The organism is bacterium (genome assembly GCA_020444065.1).
Taxonomy (GTDB): Bacteria; Sumerlaeota; Sumerlaeia; order SLMS01; family JAHLLQ01; genus JAHLLQ01.
The window spans coordinates 60562-76807 of the sequence record JAHLLQ010000004.1 but is presented as its reverse complement, the minus strand read 5'-3'; the positions used below and the strand labels follow the sequence as shown (position 1 = coordinate 76807).

At 61.0% G+C, this 16246-nt stretch carries 15 protein-coding genes; 12 read left to right on the top strand and 3 right to left on the bottom strand.

Annotation, left to right across the window (positions count from 1 at the left end):
- Positions 1–37: 37 nt before the first annotated feature.
- The 5 genes from KQI84_11545 (at position 38) to KQI84_11525 (ending at position 4137) form a co-directional block, all read left to right on the top strand.
- Positions 38–1276: an N-acetylmuramoyl-L-alanine amidase gene (locus tag KQI84_11545; GenBank protein ID MCB2155510.1), complete on the top strand. Its 1239-nt coding sequence runs from the start codon at positions 38–40 to the stop codon at positions 1274–1276.
- Positions 1277–1385: 109 nt separating this feature from the next.
- A complete protein-coding gene (locus KQI84_11540; GenBank protein ID MCB2155509.1) occupies positions 1386–2348 on the top strand; it encodes a hypothetical protein in 963 nt (320 codons plus the stop codon).
- A gap of 65 nt (positions 2349–2413) precedes the next feature.
- Positions 2414–3412, top strand: a complete 999-nt coding sequence (locus KQI84_11535) for a cupin domain-containing protein (protein ID MCB2155508.1) — start codon at positions 2414–2416, stop codon at positions 3410–3412.
- Between the two features lie 90 nt (positions 3413–3502).
- Positions 3503–3742 carry an AbrB/MazE/SpoVT family DNA-binding domain-containing protein gene (locus KQI84_11530; protein MCB2155507.1) on the top strand — a complete coding sequence of 80 codons (240 nt, stop codon included), beginning with the start codon at positions 3503–3505 and terminating at the stop codon, positions 3740–3742.
- A complete protein-coding gene (locus KQI84_11525) occupies positions 3742–4137 on the top strand; it encodes a Fic family protein (GenBank protein MCB2155506.1) in 396 nt (131 codons plus the stop codon). Before KQI84_11530 ends, KQI84_11525 begins: the two co-directional genes overlap by 1 nt.
- A 20-nt stretch (positions 4138–4157) precedes the next feature.
- Here the strand turns inward: KQI84_11525 and KQI84_11520 are convergent, their stop codons facing one another.
- The 3 genes from KQI84_11520 to KQI84_11510 form a co-directional block, all read right to left on the bottom strand.
- Entirely contained in the window at positions 4158–4421 is a 264-nt protein-coding gene (locus tag KQI84_11520; GenBank protein MCB2155505.1) for an acylphosphatase, read from the bottom strand.
- A gap of 20 nt (positions 4422–4441) precedes the next feature.
- A complete protein-coding gene (locus KQI84_11515; protein MCB2155504.1) occupies positions 4442–5848 on the bottom strand; it encodes a sigma-54 dependent transcriptional regulator in 1407 nt (468 codons plus the stop codon).
- 132 nt (positions 5849–5980) lie between these two features.
- The gene (locus KQI84_11510; protein ID MCB2155503.1) at positions 5981–7615 is read right to left on the bottom strand and encodes a glycosyltransferase family 39 protein; all 1635 of its coding nucleotides are present in this window, start codon (positions 7613–7615) and stop codon (positions 5981–5983) included.
- 155 nt (positions 7616–7770) lie between these two features.
- Here KQI84_11510 and KQI84_11505 point away from each other — a divergent pair, with 155 nt between their 5' ends.
- The 7 genes from KQI84_11505 (at position 7771) to KQI84_11475 (ending at position 16176) form a co-directional block, all read left to right on the top strand.
- A complete protein-coding gene (locus KQI84_11505; protein MCB2155502.1) occupies positions 7771–8745 on the top strand; it encodes a bifunctional riboflavin kinase/FAD synthetase in 975 nt (324 codons plus the stop codon).
- A 3-nt stretch (positions 8746–8748) separates the two neighbouring features.
- Positions 8749–10272 carry a hypothetical protein gene (locus KQI84_11500; protein ID MCB2155501.1) on the top strand — a complete coding sequence of 508 codons (1524 nt, stop codon included), beginning with the start codon at positions 8749–8751 and terminating at the stop codon, positions 10270–10272.
- Positions 10256–12559: a hypothetical protein gene (locus KQI84_11495; GenBank protein ID MCB2155500.1), complete on the top strand. Its 2304-nt coding sequence runs from the start codon at positions 10256–10258 to the stop codon at positions 12557–12559. Before KQI84_11500 ends, KQI84_11495 begins: the two co-directional genes overlap by 17 nt.
- Entirely contained in the window at positions 12556–13029 is a 474-nt protein-coding gene (locus KQI84_11490) for a hypothetical protein (GenBank protein ID MCB2155499.1), read from the top strand. Before KQI84_11495 ends, KQI84_11490 begins: the two co-directional genes overlap by 4 nt.
- A 26-nt stretch (positions 13030–13055) precedes the next feature.
- A complete protein-coding gene (locus KQI84_11485; GenBank protein MCB2155498.1) occupies positions 13056–14129 on the top strand; it encodes a DUF4279 domain-containing protein in 1074 nt (357 codons plus the stop codon).
- Positions 14130–14251: 122 nt separating this feature from the next.
- Positions 14252–15532: a hypothetical protein gene (locus KQI84_11480; GenBank protein ID MCB2155497.1), complete on the top strand. Its 1281-nt coding sequence runs from the start codon at positions 14252–14254 to the stop codon at positions 15530–15532.
- Positions 15533–15534: 2 nt separating this feature from the next.
- On the top strand, positions 15535–16176 hold the full coding sequence (locus KQI84_11475; GenBank protein MCB2155496.1) for a regulatory protein RecX: 642 nt from the start codon (positions 15535–15537) through the stop codon (positions 16174–16176).
- Positions 16177–16246: the final 70 nt, after the last annotated feature.

Here is a 16246-nt window from a genome sequence, read left to right as displayed (position 1 = left end):
ATGGCAGGACTGCCGCCTTCGGCGTTCGGGGGTGAATGTGAAGAAGCACTTCCTGCAGACATGGGTGTTGGTGCTGGCCGTTTTGGCGACGGCGGTGGTTCCCGCGTGGGCCGGGGGCGTGAAGGATGTACGTCTGGCGCGCCATGCGGATGATCATGTGCGGTGCGTCGTGGAACTGGATGCGCGGCCGTCGTTCCGGATCATCAATGCCTCCAGCGACAGCGAGACCGTGACTATCGAGGTTTCTGGGGTCGGCTCGGCGCCGTCTCAGATCGAGGTGGCCGGCGAGTTGGGACTGGTGATCGACAATCTGCTGGAGTTCCGCCCGGACGGATCGGTCTGTTACGTTCATCTGCGCACGGCTAAGCCCGTTCGTGTGGTGACGGACACGATCGAGGATCCATGGCGCTTGGTGGTGGATCTGTACGAGGACGACGGCAAGACGCCAGCGCTGCCGGACTGGTCGGCGCCTCGGCCGCAGGCGACTCCGGCGCCGGTTGCTCCGACTCTTCCCGCGGGGGCCTTCCACCCCCGTGTGATCGTGATCGATCCGGGGCACGGCGGGAAGCACCGCGGAGGCCTGGGGAAGATCAACGGCCGCACGATTTCCGAGGCGGAGGTGACGCTGCCGATCGCGCAGAAACTGGAGCGGTTGCTGGCGGCGGATCCGATGTTCGTCCCGCAATTGACGCGCAAGAGCGACGTGTACGTCGGGCTGCGCGAGCGCACGCGCCGCGCAGAGCATTTCAGCGGCGACCTCTTCCTCTCCATCCACATGAACGCAGTCAGCGGCAAATCGGCCGCGAAGACAGCACGCGGATTTGAGCTTTGGACGTGGAGTTCGAAGCCGGCGGATCGAGCCGCGACGAAGTACCTGGCGGAGTTGGAAAACGAGGAGGGCGGCGGCGATCTGTCGAACGCCAGCGATCGCGCGATGCCGGTGCTGAACCAGATGATGCGCGATGCGCTGGAGATGCAGGCGCTGGAATCGGAGCGCGCGGCGAAGGCGCTCGAAACGGCGTTCATGCGCGATTCGTACTTCAAGTCGCACTACCGCGGGATTAAGAGCGCACGGTTCAAGGTGCTGGAGAACTACAACATGCCGTCGGTGCTGCTGGAAGTCGGGTTCATTACGCACCCGACCGAGGTTCGCCAACTGGCGAGCAGCACCTTCCAGGATCGCGTGGCGCGGCACATGTACGACGCGATCGTCAGCTACTTCCAGACGACGGACCCGGCGTTCCGCACGGCCCGCGCGTCGGTTGCCTCGCGATAACTCTCCCCCCTCGGAACATCCAGAACCCACACAGACCCGCAATCTCTCCTTGGCCCATTCCGCCGTCCATGGTGGCATCGGGTAACACTCGCCGAGGAGCGACCGCCGCATGGCAAAGCGCCAACCCCCGTCAGACTTGAAACGCGTTCAGATCCTGTCGATCAAGGATCGCCCCAGCAAGGTGCGCCCGGAACTGCTGGGCAGCGTCCCGCCGGCCGGCGCGACCATGGCGGAGTTCCTGGCGACGCTGCCGAACATTCTCAAGGCGGCGGACTTGCTGGCCGTGGCGCGCGCGCTGGCCGATGCGCATCGCCGCGGGCGCGCGATCGTCTGGATGATGGGCGCGCACCCGATCAAATGCGGGCTGTCACCGATCCTGACGGAGATGATCCGTCGCGGCTGGATCACAACGCTTTGCCTGAACGGCGCTGGCGGGATTCACGACTTCGAACTCGCGAACTTCGGGCATACGAGCGAAGACGTCGAGACGGGCCTGGCGGACGGCAGCTTCGGCATGGTGCGCGAAACGGCCGAGGGCATTTTCGGTGCGCTGCGGGCTGGCAAAGCCGACGGCGTCGGAGCCGGTGAAGCGATCGGCCGCGCCATCGCCAAGTCCGACGCCCCGCACGGCGAGCTTTCGCTGCTGCAGGCCTGCTACGAAGCGAAGATCCCGGCGACACTCCACATCGGAATCGGAACGGACATCATCCACCAGCAACCCAGTGCGGACGGCGCCCTGATGGGCGAGATGTCGATGCGCGACTTCCGGCTCCTGGCCGGGCAATTGTCTGAGTTGGACGACGGCGGCGTGGTGGTGAATCTGGGCTCAGCGGTTTTGCTGCCGGAGGTTTTCCTGAAGGCCCTGACCGTTGCGCGAAACCTCGGCGCGCGAATCGAGAACTTCACCGCCGTGAACTTCGATATGATCCAGCACTATCGCGCGAACACGAATGTCGTGGCGCGACCGACTCGCACTGGCGGCGGGCGGGGTTATTCGCTGACCGGTCACCACGAGATCATGATCCCGCTGCTGTTTGCGGCGGTGCAGGAAGAACTGGCAAAGGCCGAATAGGCATTCGGAAGAACCAAGGCGAGCGCGTGTTCGCAGTCGCAAGCTGAGGAAAGGCGGAACTGACAGTGGGTGTGTTCCCCATCGAGCAGTTCGAGAAGATGCGTCCGGCGTGGTCGGTGATCGCGGAGGTCGGGCTCGGCCTGCACGAGGCCGGCGAGAGCATCGAGAAGCACTTCCACGATTCTGCCGAGTACCTCTTCGTGCTGGAGGGCAAGATCCTCTGGGAGATGGGCGGCGAAACGATCGAAGTGGAAGCCGGCGAAGCGATCGTGGTCGAGACCGGCGTCGAGCATTCGCTGCCGGAAGTCCTCGAGCCCTGCGTGATCCTGTGGATGCGCGATGAAGCGCAGCCGCCTTTCCGGCGCAGCCATGTGCACGCCCCCGATCAGCCCCATGTTCCGCAATTCTATCCGCGTCGTGCACTGCCGTCACCCGGGCGCCGCGGGCATGTCGTCGACCTGCGGGGCGACGCGACGTTTGTCCCCGAACTGCTGCGTCGCGCGCCGGGAGACATTGTGCTCGGGACGAATCCTTGTCACTTGTCGGAGTCTCATGCTCGCGAGTTGGGGCAGCAGGCCTCGAAGCACAACCAGGCCGTGGCTGCGATGCTGATCGATCTGGATCCCGCGACAATCGATACGTACCTGATGGATCGAACGGTGCAGAAAAACCTGACCCATGTGAATCCGCACAACCTGGCGGTGGAACTCGATCTATCCAGTGCCGGTGCAGCCGCGAGCATCGCATCACTACGCAAACATTGGCTTCCGAAATTGCGCATCGCCAATCGGGGTGTCTGTGCGAGATTCACGATGCGCGAGTGGTCGGATGCGGAACTGGCAACGCTCTTTACGAACCTGCATCATTTGCCTCCCGCCGAGTGGGGCGTGGTGCTCGATTGGGATGTCGAAGCCCTGCGCCGCAAACCATTTCGCCTGCGCGCTGCGGTCGCGGCAATGCTGCCGTGGCTGCGCGTGATCCTCTGCCCAAACGAAGCCGTCGAACAAGTGGCGCACACGGTGGAGGCGCTGGGGTATCAAGGCTGGGTTGCGCGGCGGGATTGAAGAAAAGACTCAAGCCTCCTGCCTGATTCCGTTTGACCTTGGGCCAAAGGATACACATTGTATATCCGAAGCTACTCAAGGAGCTCAGCCATGATTAAGACTTTGACCCGCCATGGGAATAGTATGGCCCTCATCATCGATCGCCCGATTCTCGATCTTCTCAACATCGATTCCGAAACCGAGCTCGAGCTGATGACCGATGGGAACAGTCTCATCGTATCACCACGCCGCAACAAGAGGGAAGCCGAAGCGCACAAGAAGAAGGTGCGGGCCGCCATCGAAGATGCCAACAAGCGGTATGGCAAAGCCCTAAAGAATCTCGCCAAGTGATGCCTGATCTGATATTCTTGACAGTTGATGATGTCCTGGAAATTCATGCCGATCAAATTCGTCGATATGGAGGAGACGGGGGCCTTCGTGATGAATCGCTACTTCTGTCTGCAGTTTCGCAGCCTCGGGCCACATTTGATGGAACGCCTTTGCATGCATCGGTCTTCGAAATGGCTGCTGCGTACTTGTTCCACTTGGTCGCGAATCATCCCTTCATCGATGGGAACAAGAGAACCGGCGCCGTGTGTTCCTTCGTATTCCTATCGCTGAACGGAATGATCCTGGAAGCCGACGAAGAGGAATTTGAGGAGTTGGTTTGGGGAGTCGCAAGAGGCGAGCTTCAGAAGAACGATGTCGCTCGATTCTTTGAAGAGAATTGTCGCTTGGCAGATTGAGGGGTCCGGGAAAAGCAGAACTACCGCACGATCCGGAAGCGATCGAATTCGTGATCGCTGGTCAGCCATTCGACGTCCATGTCGTCGACGTGAGACAGGACGGGGCCTTTGTTGATCTCCGTCAGCAGTTCATCCAGCATCTGCTCGGAACCTTCGGCGTGGACTTCGACGCTGCCGTCGTATTCATTGCGCACCCAGCCAGTACATCCATGACGACGAGCCGCCTGCAGGACGAACACGCGGAATCCGACGCCCTGGACGCGGCCTCGGACAATCACGTGCATGATATTCGGTGGCTGCTGAGTCATTCGCTACCGCCTCCGCTGGAGCCGCTTCGCGAGATCCGATCCGCCTCGTCTTCGAGCTCATACTTCTTCAGACGATAACCCAGCGTGCGGCGCGTGATGCCGAGCAACTCCGCTGCGCGCGTGCGATTCCCACCGGTCTTCGTCAGCGCAGAAACAAGGCAACGCTTTTCGATGTCTTCGAGCGTCTCCTCCCCCACCTTCGCGGGTTGCGATCCACCCAGGCCGGTGCGTTGGCGGTATTGCTGCAGTGCAACCGGAAGGTCTTCGACTTCGATGCCGGCCGGTTCGCCAAGAACAAGTGCGTGCTCGACGGCGTTCTCCAATTCGCGGATGTTTCCCGGCCAGTGATAATCCAGAATCGCATTCCACGCGTCGTCGGTGAACTGCACGTCTTCGCCGTCTGCGAAACGTTTTGCGAAGTACTCGACCAGTTGCTCGAGGTCTTCCTTTCGCTCGCGCAGTGGAGGCAGGAAGATCGGTACCACGTTCAGGCGATAGTAGAGATCCTGGCGGAACTCGCCGGATTCGATCATCTTCTCGAGATCACGGTTGGTTGCGGCGATCAAGCGCACGTCGGTCTTCAGCGCCCGCGATTCGCCGACGCGCTGGTAATCGCCGCTCTGCAAAACGCGAAGCAGCTTGACCTGAAGCGGCAGGGAGACTTCGCCGATTTCATCGAGCATCAGCGTCCCGCCATTGGCAGCGGCGAAGAGGCCCTCGCGATCGCCGACGGCCCCCGTGAAAGCGCCCTTCACGTGGCCAAACAGCTCGGATTCGAGCAGCGTCTCCGGCAGAGCGCCGCAGTTGACTTTCAGGTACGGGCCGTTCGCCCGCTTGCTGCGTCGCTGGATCTGGTCGGCGAGAACTTCTTTTCCGGTACCACTCTCGCCGCGCAGTAGAATCGAGGCGTCGGACTTCGCGATCTTGTCCAACTTGCGCAGGACATCGCGCATGGCGGGGCTCTTGGAAATGACGAGATCTTCCTTCGGTGTCGCAGCGGGCTTGGACGAGGCTGCCGGGGCCGCGACGGGTTCCGCATCGGCAGACAGCAGACGGCGGAGCAGCGGCTTCAGATCGTTCTCTGCGCTGACCGGCTTGACCAGGTAATCGACAGCCCCCCGGGTTAAGGCCTCGCGCGCCGTCACGACCGATGCGTAAGCCGTCATCAGGATCACTTCGGTCTGTGGCGAGATCGCCTTCGTGCGGTTAAGGACTTCCAGGCCATCCATCCCGGGCATACGCAAATCGGTCAGAAGGACATCGAAGCGCTCGGCTTTCAAACGCTCAAGCGCCTCCGCCGGCTTGGTCGAGGCGACGACTTCGTGGCCTTCGCGCTCGAGCGATCGCGCGAGCAGGGCCCCCATCTTCGGTTCGTCGTCCAGGATCAGAATGCGGTTCGGCATGGATTGGTGGCCTCGGGTCTGGTGAGCCCCCTTCGGAGGGACAAAGTTCAGCCTACTCATCCCCCGGGGCGAAAGGGAAGTGGAAAACGAGCACTTGTCGCTTCTTGAGGAGACCGACGACGGGCGAGGTGGCTATTGCTTCTTGCCGGGGGGATACTTGGTGACCAATTCCCGCCACTGGCGGGCGTCGTCGCCCTCGAAGTGGAACACGCCGAGGGTTCCGAAGGACTGCATGCTGCGCCCGCTGAGCCAGTAGCCGACCTCGGGACGCAGGATGGACTTGCCGTCTTTGATGACGAAAACCTCGGGGGCAGAGGGCCCGGTCGGGACGCGATCCTGGCTGGTGACCCAGTAGTGGATGTACGGCACCCAGTAATCTACACCTGTTTCCGGAGAGCGTCCGTCCTGCATGATCGCGTAGGTCTGTGTGTCTGCCACGCGGGCGATGTGCATGATCGAGTCCATCTTGAACCGCAGGACGCTCGAGACGCCGCTCTCCATGCCGGCATTGGAAAGGTAATGCCGCGAGTGCAGCGTGTACGTGATACCGAAGGACGCGATGAACAGGCAGGCCGCCACCAGCAGCACGATGGTACGCGGCGTATCGGCATCGTGGGATTCGGCTCGGCGGCGCAGGCCGGCGAAGAAGGCTCCGCTACGGCTGAGGAAGAACCCCGCGGCCATGGCAACGGGTACCAACGCCGGCAGTTGGTACGGCGGGACGCTTTCGACGGGCAGGAGAGTGAAAATGACGACGGGAGTGGCGGCCTGTGCCAACAGAAGCCCCGCCCAATAGGTATCTTCCGGCTGCGTCTGTCGCATTCGCCGAATCACAAAGACGAGTGAAGCCAAACCCGCCAGAAGCAGCGAGGTGAGAAGCCCCTGGGCTGCTGCGACAAAGATCGCGAACCAGGGTCGCGAGAAAAGGAACTCGGAGTACGCGTGGCCGAAGAGATCATTGTGCTGGCCGTCCGCCATGATCGTCAGCCAGGAGAGCACGGCGGGAACTTGCGAGGGACGGACCTCGACATCGGACTGCCCGGTGGCGACCAGAACCATGAGTTTCAGGTTCTCGAAGTGCTCGCTGGCATCGTTAATCAGCCACGGCAGGTAGATCAGCCCCAAGACGGCCGCGCCGATCGCGAGGGACTTCTTCCAGTGCGGAGGGCGGAAGAGCAGGAGGGCGCCGACAGGAACAATCCAGAGAATCACGCCGGACAGGTGGCAGGCCTGCGCGCCCGCAGCACCGGCCAACGACAACCAAAGCCAGCGTTTGCGCTCCGTCTGAATCCCGCGGATGGCGGCGTAGATGACCAGCGCACTCCAGAACAACATCGTATCGTGCCCCCAGAGTCGACGGGAGTGCTCGATCGCGTTCGGAGAGAATGTCACGATGACGGCCGTTGCGATGCCGGACCAGTTCCCCCACAGGCGGCTGCCGGCCAGCCCCGCCAGTCCAACGGCGGCGGCTCCGGCCATGGCGAAGCCAAACATCGCAAAGCGCGGGTCCGGCGTCAGACGGAAGAACGGCGCCGTCAGGTAGATCATCAGGGGGGGATTGCTGAACCCGAAGCTGGTCTTGATGCCTTCGAGCGGGAAAGACTTCAGGTGCGCCAACTGATTGGCGTACAGAGAGAGGATCGCCTCGTCGATGTTGAATGCCGTCAGCGACAGCGCGTGGACACGCAGCACAAGCGCCGCAATCATAAGAAGAAGCAACGTGATGAAGAACGGCTTCTGCTGGAGTGAAGGTGGTCGAAACGGCATTCGGCGCATTCCGGCGGGGCTGGTGCCTATCGACGCCATCTTGTCGGTGCCGCGGGTTGACGGCCACCGAAAAGTGCGTCCCGAGGGGTGTCGATGCCTCCGATGCCACACGCCCCTTGCTTCCCGGCAACCGGATTTGGTCTGCTGTCGCTAGCTTGCAAAGGAGCGTCACCCTGAGAGTTTTTGAGTCCCTGGACGAAATCGATCTGCCGGACGACCGGCAAATCAACCACGTTGCCGTTGGTTCCTTTGACGGACTGCACCAGGCCCACGCGATTCTGATGGGCCGCGTAGCCGGCGAAGCCCACGCGACGGGCGGCCGCGCGCTGGTCTTCACGTTTCGCAACCACCCGCGATCGGTCGTCGCGCCGGAGAAGTGCCCAAAGCTGCTGTCCTCATGGCCGCTGAAGCGCCGCCTGCTGGAGCGCATGCCGCTCGATTATGCAATCGCGGTCAAGTTTGACCAGGAGTTCGCCAGTATCCCCGCTCAGCAATTTGTGGAGGAGATCCTGGTCGGTCGCTGCGGAGCACGCACGATCCACAGCGGCGTGAATTTCCACTTCGGTCGCGGAGGCCAGGGCAATCCGGGGCTGTTGGCGGAAATGGCGGATCATCTCGGGTACCGTTACGAGCAATTGGAGCCGGTCCTGATCGGCGGACGTCGCGTCAGCAGCACGCGCGTGCGCCAGGAACTGACGGCCGGGCACGTTGCGGAAGCGGCGGAACTCCTCGGCAGGCCGCACCAGGTCGACGGCGTAGTTGTGACAGGAGATTCCATCGGGCGAACGATCGGTTTCCCGACGGCGAACCTCCACGTGGATCCGGAGATTCTGATCCCGCCGGACGGTGTGTATGCGGCCGCGGTGTTTATCGAGGATGAGAAAACACACATCCCGGCGATGATGAACATCGGTTATCGCCCGACCGTGAATGGCAAAGATCGACGAATCGAAGTGCATCTGCTGGATTTCGATGCCGATCTGGTGGGACGCGATCTGACGCTTCAGTTCATCCGACGGTTGCGCGACGAACACAAATTCGACAACCTCGATGCACTCCGCAAGCAGTTGGCAACCGACAAGGAAACGGCCTGGGAGGTCTTGTCCGGGCTGGTGACAGAACGGTACTGAGCCGTGGAAGAGAAGCCCGCCCAGCGTACCAATGTGCTGAAGACCCTCTTCCTGGTTCTTGGGTTCTGGGCACTGGCATTATTGGCGCTTGGATGGGTGCGGGCTTGGCCGGACACGATCGATGATGCACATATTTCCTTCCGCTACGTTGAGAACTTCGTAGCGGGAAACGGGTTGAGTTTCAATCCCGGCCAGATCGTTGAAGGTTACTCGAATCCCCTGGTTGTCTTCTTTCTCATTCCATTCGCGGCAATTGGATTCCCGGTCGAAGTCGTCATGCTTCTGGTCGGTGTTGTCAGTTTCTTCTTCTGCGCCGCAGCGGCGATGAAATTGGCGCAGCGATATGGCTGTCCCGAGTGGGTGCAACTACTCGCTGCGATCGCCGTCCTCGGGCACTTCCCATTGCTGTATTACTCCGTAACGGGATTGGAGACGGGGCTCTACGCCGCGCTGATCGTTGGCGGGCTGTGGCGCTACGAATCCAAAGGGGCGTCTGTGGATTGGGCGGGCGCGTTGTTGTGGTCGGCTGTCGTGATCTGCCGGCCTGAAGGGGTGCTCTACCCCGCCGCGCTCGGTGTGTACGAACTAATTCGAGCGCTCCAAAAACGCGGCTCGTGGAAATCCGTCGGATGGCTGCTTGGGGTCGGCGGGGTCTTCGTGCTCTTCGAGCTCTGGCGCCGGTGGTATTTCGGCATGTGGGTTCCAAACACGTTCATCGCGAAATCCCCCGGCACAGCGGATCTAACACCCGGGGTTTCGTGGTTCAGTTCCGCATCAAACTACCTGCTCGACTTCCTGTACCAACTCGGCATCCTGCTCCCTTTGTGCGGGGCGGCCACTTGTTTTGACAAACGACTCCGTTCGCGCCTGGGTGCGCTTTGGGTTGTCGTCGCGGTGGGCGTTCTCTTCGCCGTGTATGCCGGCGGCGACTGGATGCCGGCATCGCGCTACCTTCTGTCGATCGCGGTTCCATTGATAGTCGCCGGCGCGCTGGGCGTGGGTGTTCTGTGGACGTACTTACGACAGCGCGATCTCGCGAATGCAGCGATGGCATTGGTGGTGCTGGTGGGAGTGCTGACTCTTGCCGCGCCGTCGTATGTTCTCTATCGCTTCTATTCGCAGAGCGAGCGCTATCCCTATCACGTGATGAACAGCCGCACGGTTCGGGATTCCGCCATCGCGATGCGAGAAATCTACGGCACGAATCACCGGATCGTCGCGCATCGGATCGGAGCGCTGGGGCGGTATTCTGGAATGGAGGTCATCGATCTCTTCGGCCTAGTCGATCACGAGATTGCCGAAATCATCTCGAAACATCCCGAGTATCACCCGAACCCAAAGCGCGGCGACAATATTCCCGAATTGCGAGAGTTGCTGCGCGAACGCAAACCGGATCTGATGCTGATTCTTCAGATCATCCCCGATCCCGTTCCGGAAGTGGAACGCTACGGCTATCGATACGAAGTACGAAACGTCTTCCAACTTGGCGAAGATCAATGGTGGGTTCTTTATGTCCGAGCCGACTAGCAAACCGCACAAGGATCGGAGCGCATTGCTGGTGCTTCTTGGGATCACGGCGATCGCATTCCTTGTGCGCGTGCCGGACCTCGGACGCCAATCGCCGTGGCTCGATGAGATCGCGAACTGGTTGATCGCTTCGAAGTATTCCCTCGAGGGACAACACGTCCACTTCGTTTCGTACGCGTTGATTCGGGCGGGACTGCAGATCAGCGATTCGACCTTCGGGCTTCGTCTTTACTCCGCGTTATTCGGGATGCTTTCGGTCATCATCGCCACGGCCTGGGCACTTCAGCGCCGTGGACGCACGGAAGCGATCCTCCTCGGCGGAGCGCTCGCGCTGTCGCCCTTCCACATCTTCTACAGCCAGGACGCCAATCATTACGCGGTGATCCTGCTGCTTGGAACCATCGGAGCAGTCGGCATCGACTGGTACCTGGAGCGCCGGAGAGTCAACTGGCTGGGCATGGTAACCCTGATCGGCACCGCACTTCTGGCAGTCGGCTCGCATCCGTTCGGTGCCGTCGCAGCCGCATCGGCAGGTTTGGTCGCCTACGTCTGGCTGATGATAAACACAGATCGGTTGCCACCTCGCGGACGAGGGGAGCTCTTCTGGCGCACGGTGCTGATTTTGATGTTCGTCATCGGGGGGGCATTCGCGATTCCGCGCGCCTGGGACAAGCTGCTGGCATCGTCCGGCGGACAGCACGCACACGCGCGCAACTTCGGACTGAATTGGGAATTCTGGCGCGCGATGTTGGGCGATCTGTACGGCGGAATGTTCCACCACAATTGGCCAGACACGTTGCTGGGAATTACGGGCGCATTGCTCAGCCTGACAGGCCTGGGAATTCTTGCGAAGCGCCGTCCGTGGGCAGCGGTCGGCAGCGCATCGATGATCGTCTTCACGATACTCCCATTCGCGCTCGTCTCGTACAGCCACTACTTCGCGCCGCGGTACTTCGCGGCCCTGGTTCCCGCGCTTGCGATCGGAGCTTCCGCCGCCATTGGCGCAGCGATTCGCTGTGCCCGCCGCCGTCCCGATTGGCAACGCCGCGCCGTGGGCGTTGCGATGATCTTCTGGATGGCACTGTTTCTCGTGCGCTTCGGTGTGTGGGAAGTCGATCGCCTGCGGAACGATCATCAGCCCTCCATGCAGGCACTCGAATGGTTCCGCGACGAAACGCCCTCCGATGCGATCTTGCTCACACGGCATCGCTACTCTTCGCGCGCCGTCGAGTTCCTGTGGGATCGGATGGACATGGGAGATCGACAACATGTTTCGCTCAGCTATATCTATCGATTCCCGGTCCCCTCGATCCAGCAGGCCGAGGAGCAAGTTGCAGCGGCACCGGGTCGCGTATATTTCACGTCGCTGATCGAAGCCGAAGATCGCCTGTCTTCGGAGTTCAATTGGTGGATAGAGAATCGGACGGAAGTCGTCGCGGACTTCCCCTCGGGATCGCCGGATGAATTCGTTCCAATCGACTGGAGCGTTCGGGTGCGGCGCGTACTGCCGGCGGAGATTGATCACCTTGCCCTGCCGAAGAGTGGCGCACAAGCGTCTGTACTGACCGGCGAAGAACGCCTCACCGCGGGGCGCGGCAATTTGCTCGTGCCAGGCACCGGGGCGTCGTATCGGTTCCGGCTCGACAAGCCCGCGCCGGGACTCGTTATGCAAGCCGTCGTCGCGGCCGAAGGCAAAGACCCGCTGCATCTGATTGCAGGCATCGATGGCGGACCGCACGCAATGGTGACTGGCACGCCGGAGCAGAATGCCTCGGTTGTGCGATACGTTCTGCGCGCTCCGCTCGAGGCAGGCGAAGGTCGACTTGATCTCGCCGTCGCGGCGAATTCGCCCTCCGTCCCTGGTGGCGCGTTGATCATGGAAATCGATGCGTGGGACGGGAAGGCGGGTGAGTTGCTTCATCCGCTCGAACCCATCGGCGCCGTGAACACCGGCCCACCGGCCGAGTTCGTCAATCCTGGGGAGGGCCCCTTGATGGAAGTCATGCGACGCGCACCGGCCGGGGCACAGATCGTCGCGGTGCAGCGCTTCCGCCTCGATGGACTTGGGGACCGCGCCTTGGTCGCCAGCGTTCAATCAGGCGATACACGCGTTCGGCTGATCCCTCGCATGCAGTGGACAAACGACGTCGGCATGACGGCCGCCGTGCTGGAATCGGATGGCAACCTCTCGGCCACCTACCGAATCCTCAGCCGCTCGGGCTTCCGCCCGTACAAGCCCAACGTGATGATTGAACCGTTGGAGTTGTATCAGGTGCCAAGCGAATGATTGAAGAAACGCCGTTCGTGCGCCTGATCGCCGGGGATTACTACGATGGAGAAATCTCGGGGCTAGTCGAAGATCGCGATAGCCAATGGCATGTTCTCGCATTGTTGGACCGGCGCCTGGACACAGGTGCTCAAAGAGTATTCGGGATCGCTCCAGTTGGCCAAGAGATTGCTGGTGAATTGGTGGAGCTTCTGAAGTCGAGAACGCCGGAGGCCACGGAACAGATGCAGCAGGGAATCTGGCGACTGGATCTGATTGAAGCGGGCAAATCCATCTACGACCTGATCCAGAGAGCGTTGAGCAATGCTGGCCCGATCTCCGAAATCGCACTTTGCGATTCGCGAGGGTTGCTCGATGGGCTGATTTCTTTGCGCTCCATCTCAACAGAGTCAGAGAATCTCGACCTGCGAGAGCACGCGTGGATGAACGGGGAACGGGCAACGCGGGATTGGTTTGAGTTGTTCCGCTAGGAATCCATAACAAGAGAAGAACTACCATGGGTCAGCATGAATACGAAGTGCAGGTGTCCTTCCCTTCCAATCTCTCAGCTTCGGTGCTCCCTGAATGGAGGCTGTCGGACACTCTTCGCAATGTCAGCGATCGGACAAATGGAGAAGTCCCTGGGACAGGAATCCTGAAACACCTATCAGGGGCATTGCTTGAAGTCTCGGAACTCTCGGAGGAGAGAGGGGACCGGAGTGCGCTGCTCGCGCGGACGGCACTGATCCAAGGCCCCTCGGGGCTCGGAGCATTGGTTGATCTGGTTCGCGCGATGCTCGATTCTCCAGGAGTCCTCGTTGAACTTGTCGAGATCGGCGATTCTCGAGTCTATGATGCCGCCAACTTCAAGGCGTTGCTGATGAATATCGAGAGCTCCTTCACTGCGCGTCGCAGGAGTTGGCTGGCGAGTTGCAAACCCGATGTTGAATTTCTGCTCCCAGCGGGTGCGATTCCACTCATGAAGGAGAAAGTGCGCTGTCCTTGTTGCGAGAGCTTGACCATTTCGCCACCAGGCGATGGCGGTGAGATCTGTTCGGAATGCGGGTGGAAAGATGATCCAGAACAACGCAAAGACCCGATGTTGCGCAACAGAGCGAATGAGTTGTCATTGAAGGAAGCGAGACACAAGTACTTCTACGAGGATGCAGGAATTGAGGCACCTGAATCTCTGCTCCCGGAAATCAAGGCTGGACTCTCGTTCCACGAGCGCAACCTCAACCCCGATGAGATCACACGGGACCTTGGCATTGAACCAACGAATGTCTGGCGCCCCAGACCTGACAGCCGCCTACCGAAGGACCTGGACGGAGTATCCTGGTGTCTGGAGACTCGGTACATTCGAACTTACTACGTCGAAGAGGTAATCGAGGATTTGCGTAGACGAATCTCGGTCGATGCACAGGCAATTCGCTCCCTCGCGGATCGGCTTGGTGCAACCGTCGGCCTGCAGATTTGCATTAATATCCACCATGAGTCTCGCCTGCCCGCGCCCAGCTTTGAAACTGAGACGATTCGATTTCTCGCGGACTGCGGGGCATGGCTCGACATCGACACGCAGTGGTATGTCTGAGCCGTCCAATTCCCATTTCAGAATACAGCTCGGACATCGCTTTTCCCGGTTGAACTCGTGCAGGCGGGTTGTCCTACTGGCGGCGGGTCCGTGTACGGACGAGTCCAGTTGATGAGCCGCCGATGTTCCCGTTCCAGTCAAACCGAGAAGACCGCCCGTGGTTTCTTGCACTGATCGTCATCGCGCTTGTCGAGGCGGCGATCTTCTTTGCTTCATCGTGGTTCCAGGGCGATGGGCATTTCGCCATGCCGATCGATCGCCTGCGTTGCCAGAACGCGTTTGTGCGAAACCCGCTGGTACCGTTCTCGATCGGTGCAGCGCTGCTGGCGCTGACGGCGATCTGGGTTTACCAACTGACAGCGCGGCTGACCGATTGCCTGGGCGGAGCGCTCGCTGCCGGGCTGCTGCTGGCGAATGGACACATCGTCTTCAAGTACCTTGCCGGCATGCAAACGGGACTCTTTCTGGCACTGGCGATCGGAGGGCTGCTGGGCCTGGCCGCATGGCTGCAGGAGGAATGGCCGGTCGGCCAGTGGCTCGGGCTGCTTCTGCTGGCCGCGGCGGCGCTGACTCGCCCCGAGGGAGCCGCGATCACGGTGGCCGTGTTCATTGTGCTCCTGTTCCGTCGCGATCAAACGCCATCGCTGCCCGCGTGGAAGGTGCTGATCAGCCTCGTGCCCTTTGTCTTCTGGTTGGCATCGATGAAGTTGCTGTCCGGCACATGCCGCGTCAGCTTTGGCGTGCTCACGCCGACGCCACTGGGCTTCTGGGATTCGATCGAACGGGGCGGCCAGACACTGGTCGCCAGCGCAAGTCACTTCACTGGTTTGCAAGCAGCGATGGGAATTCTCGCGCTCTTCGGCGGAGCGCTTGCCCTACTGGTCGAAGTCCGTGCGCGACGTGCGGCGGCGGGCAGTCTCGTCTTCGCTGCCTGGGTGGCGTGCTTCGCATCAGTGACGATCCTGTCGGCGATCTTCGGCGATCATCGGCAAAGCGTCGTAACGCTTCTGGTGCTTGCCGTTCCGCTCGGAATCCTTGGCGCCAAACGGCTGGCGCATCTGTTCCCCGCTTACGAGGAATCGGCATTCAAGGCGTTCGGGCTCGCACTGCTGCTGTTGACGATTCCGACACTCCTGACGCAATCCGCCGAATACGGAAAGCGCAAAGCCGGGCCAAGAACAGAGCGCACAAAGAACGTTAGCGAGTTGCCGATGTTTGCGCAGAAGCCGCCGACGCAGGATCTTGTCGTTTCCCAAGTGGACCTTGGAACAACAACGATTCTGACGCTGACTGTTCCGCCAGGATTCCAGGTTGAACAGATTCAGTCCGACGCGGAAGAAACAAGCGGCGGCCTTCGCGCTGTGAAGATTGAACTCGTCAAACAAGCCGAGGCCGGAGACTAGTCATGCCGGTAATCGTCTCGGTGAAAGTGAAGTCCAAACGCACGAGCCGCTTGTTGCTCAGTTTCGATGATGAGCGCGAGCCGCTGGAAGTCGCCGGCGAGGTTTTTGCCCTTTCGCGAATGGCCAAGGGCGACGGGGTCAATGAGGAGCAACTGGCGAAGTTGCTCCGAGACGATCTGCGATTCCGCTGCAAACAAAAAGCGTGGGGATTGCTCGATCGCCGGATGCGCAGCCGCAAGGAAATGCGCACGGCGCTGTTCCAGCGGAAGTTCCCCGCGGACATCGTGAACGAAGTCATCGCCGATCTGGCGGAGAAGGGATTTCTCGACGACGCTGCGTTCGCGCGCGTCTTTGTGGAGCAACGGGATGCCCGCGGACAGAGCGGACCGCGCCTGGTCCGACAAGAACTCGCCGCGCGCGGCGTCGCGCCGGAGATCGCCGAGAAGGGCATCGTGAACCTCGGCCAATCCGAAACGCAGGAGGCGAAAGCCCGGGCGCTGCTCCTGAAATGGAACCGGCGTTCGAAGCCAGAAGATCCCAGGAAACGGCGCCAGGCGGCCGCGGCCTACCTGATGCGGAGAGGTTTCGACAGCGACATCGTCTGGGAACTGGTTCGCGAGATCATCACCGGGCTCGACGAGTAGAACTGATCGCCTCGGAATGGTCGTTGACGGATCGGCCCGCGTTTCCTATGACACAGCGAAATGCAACACG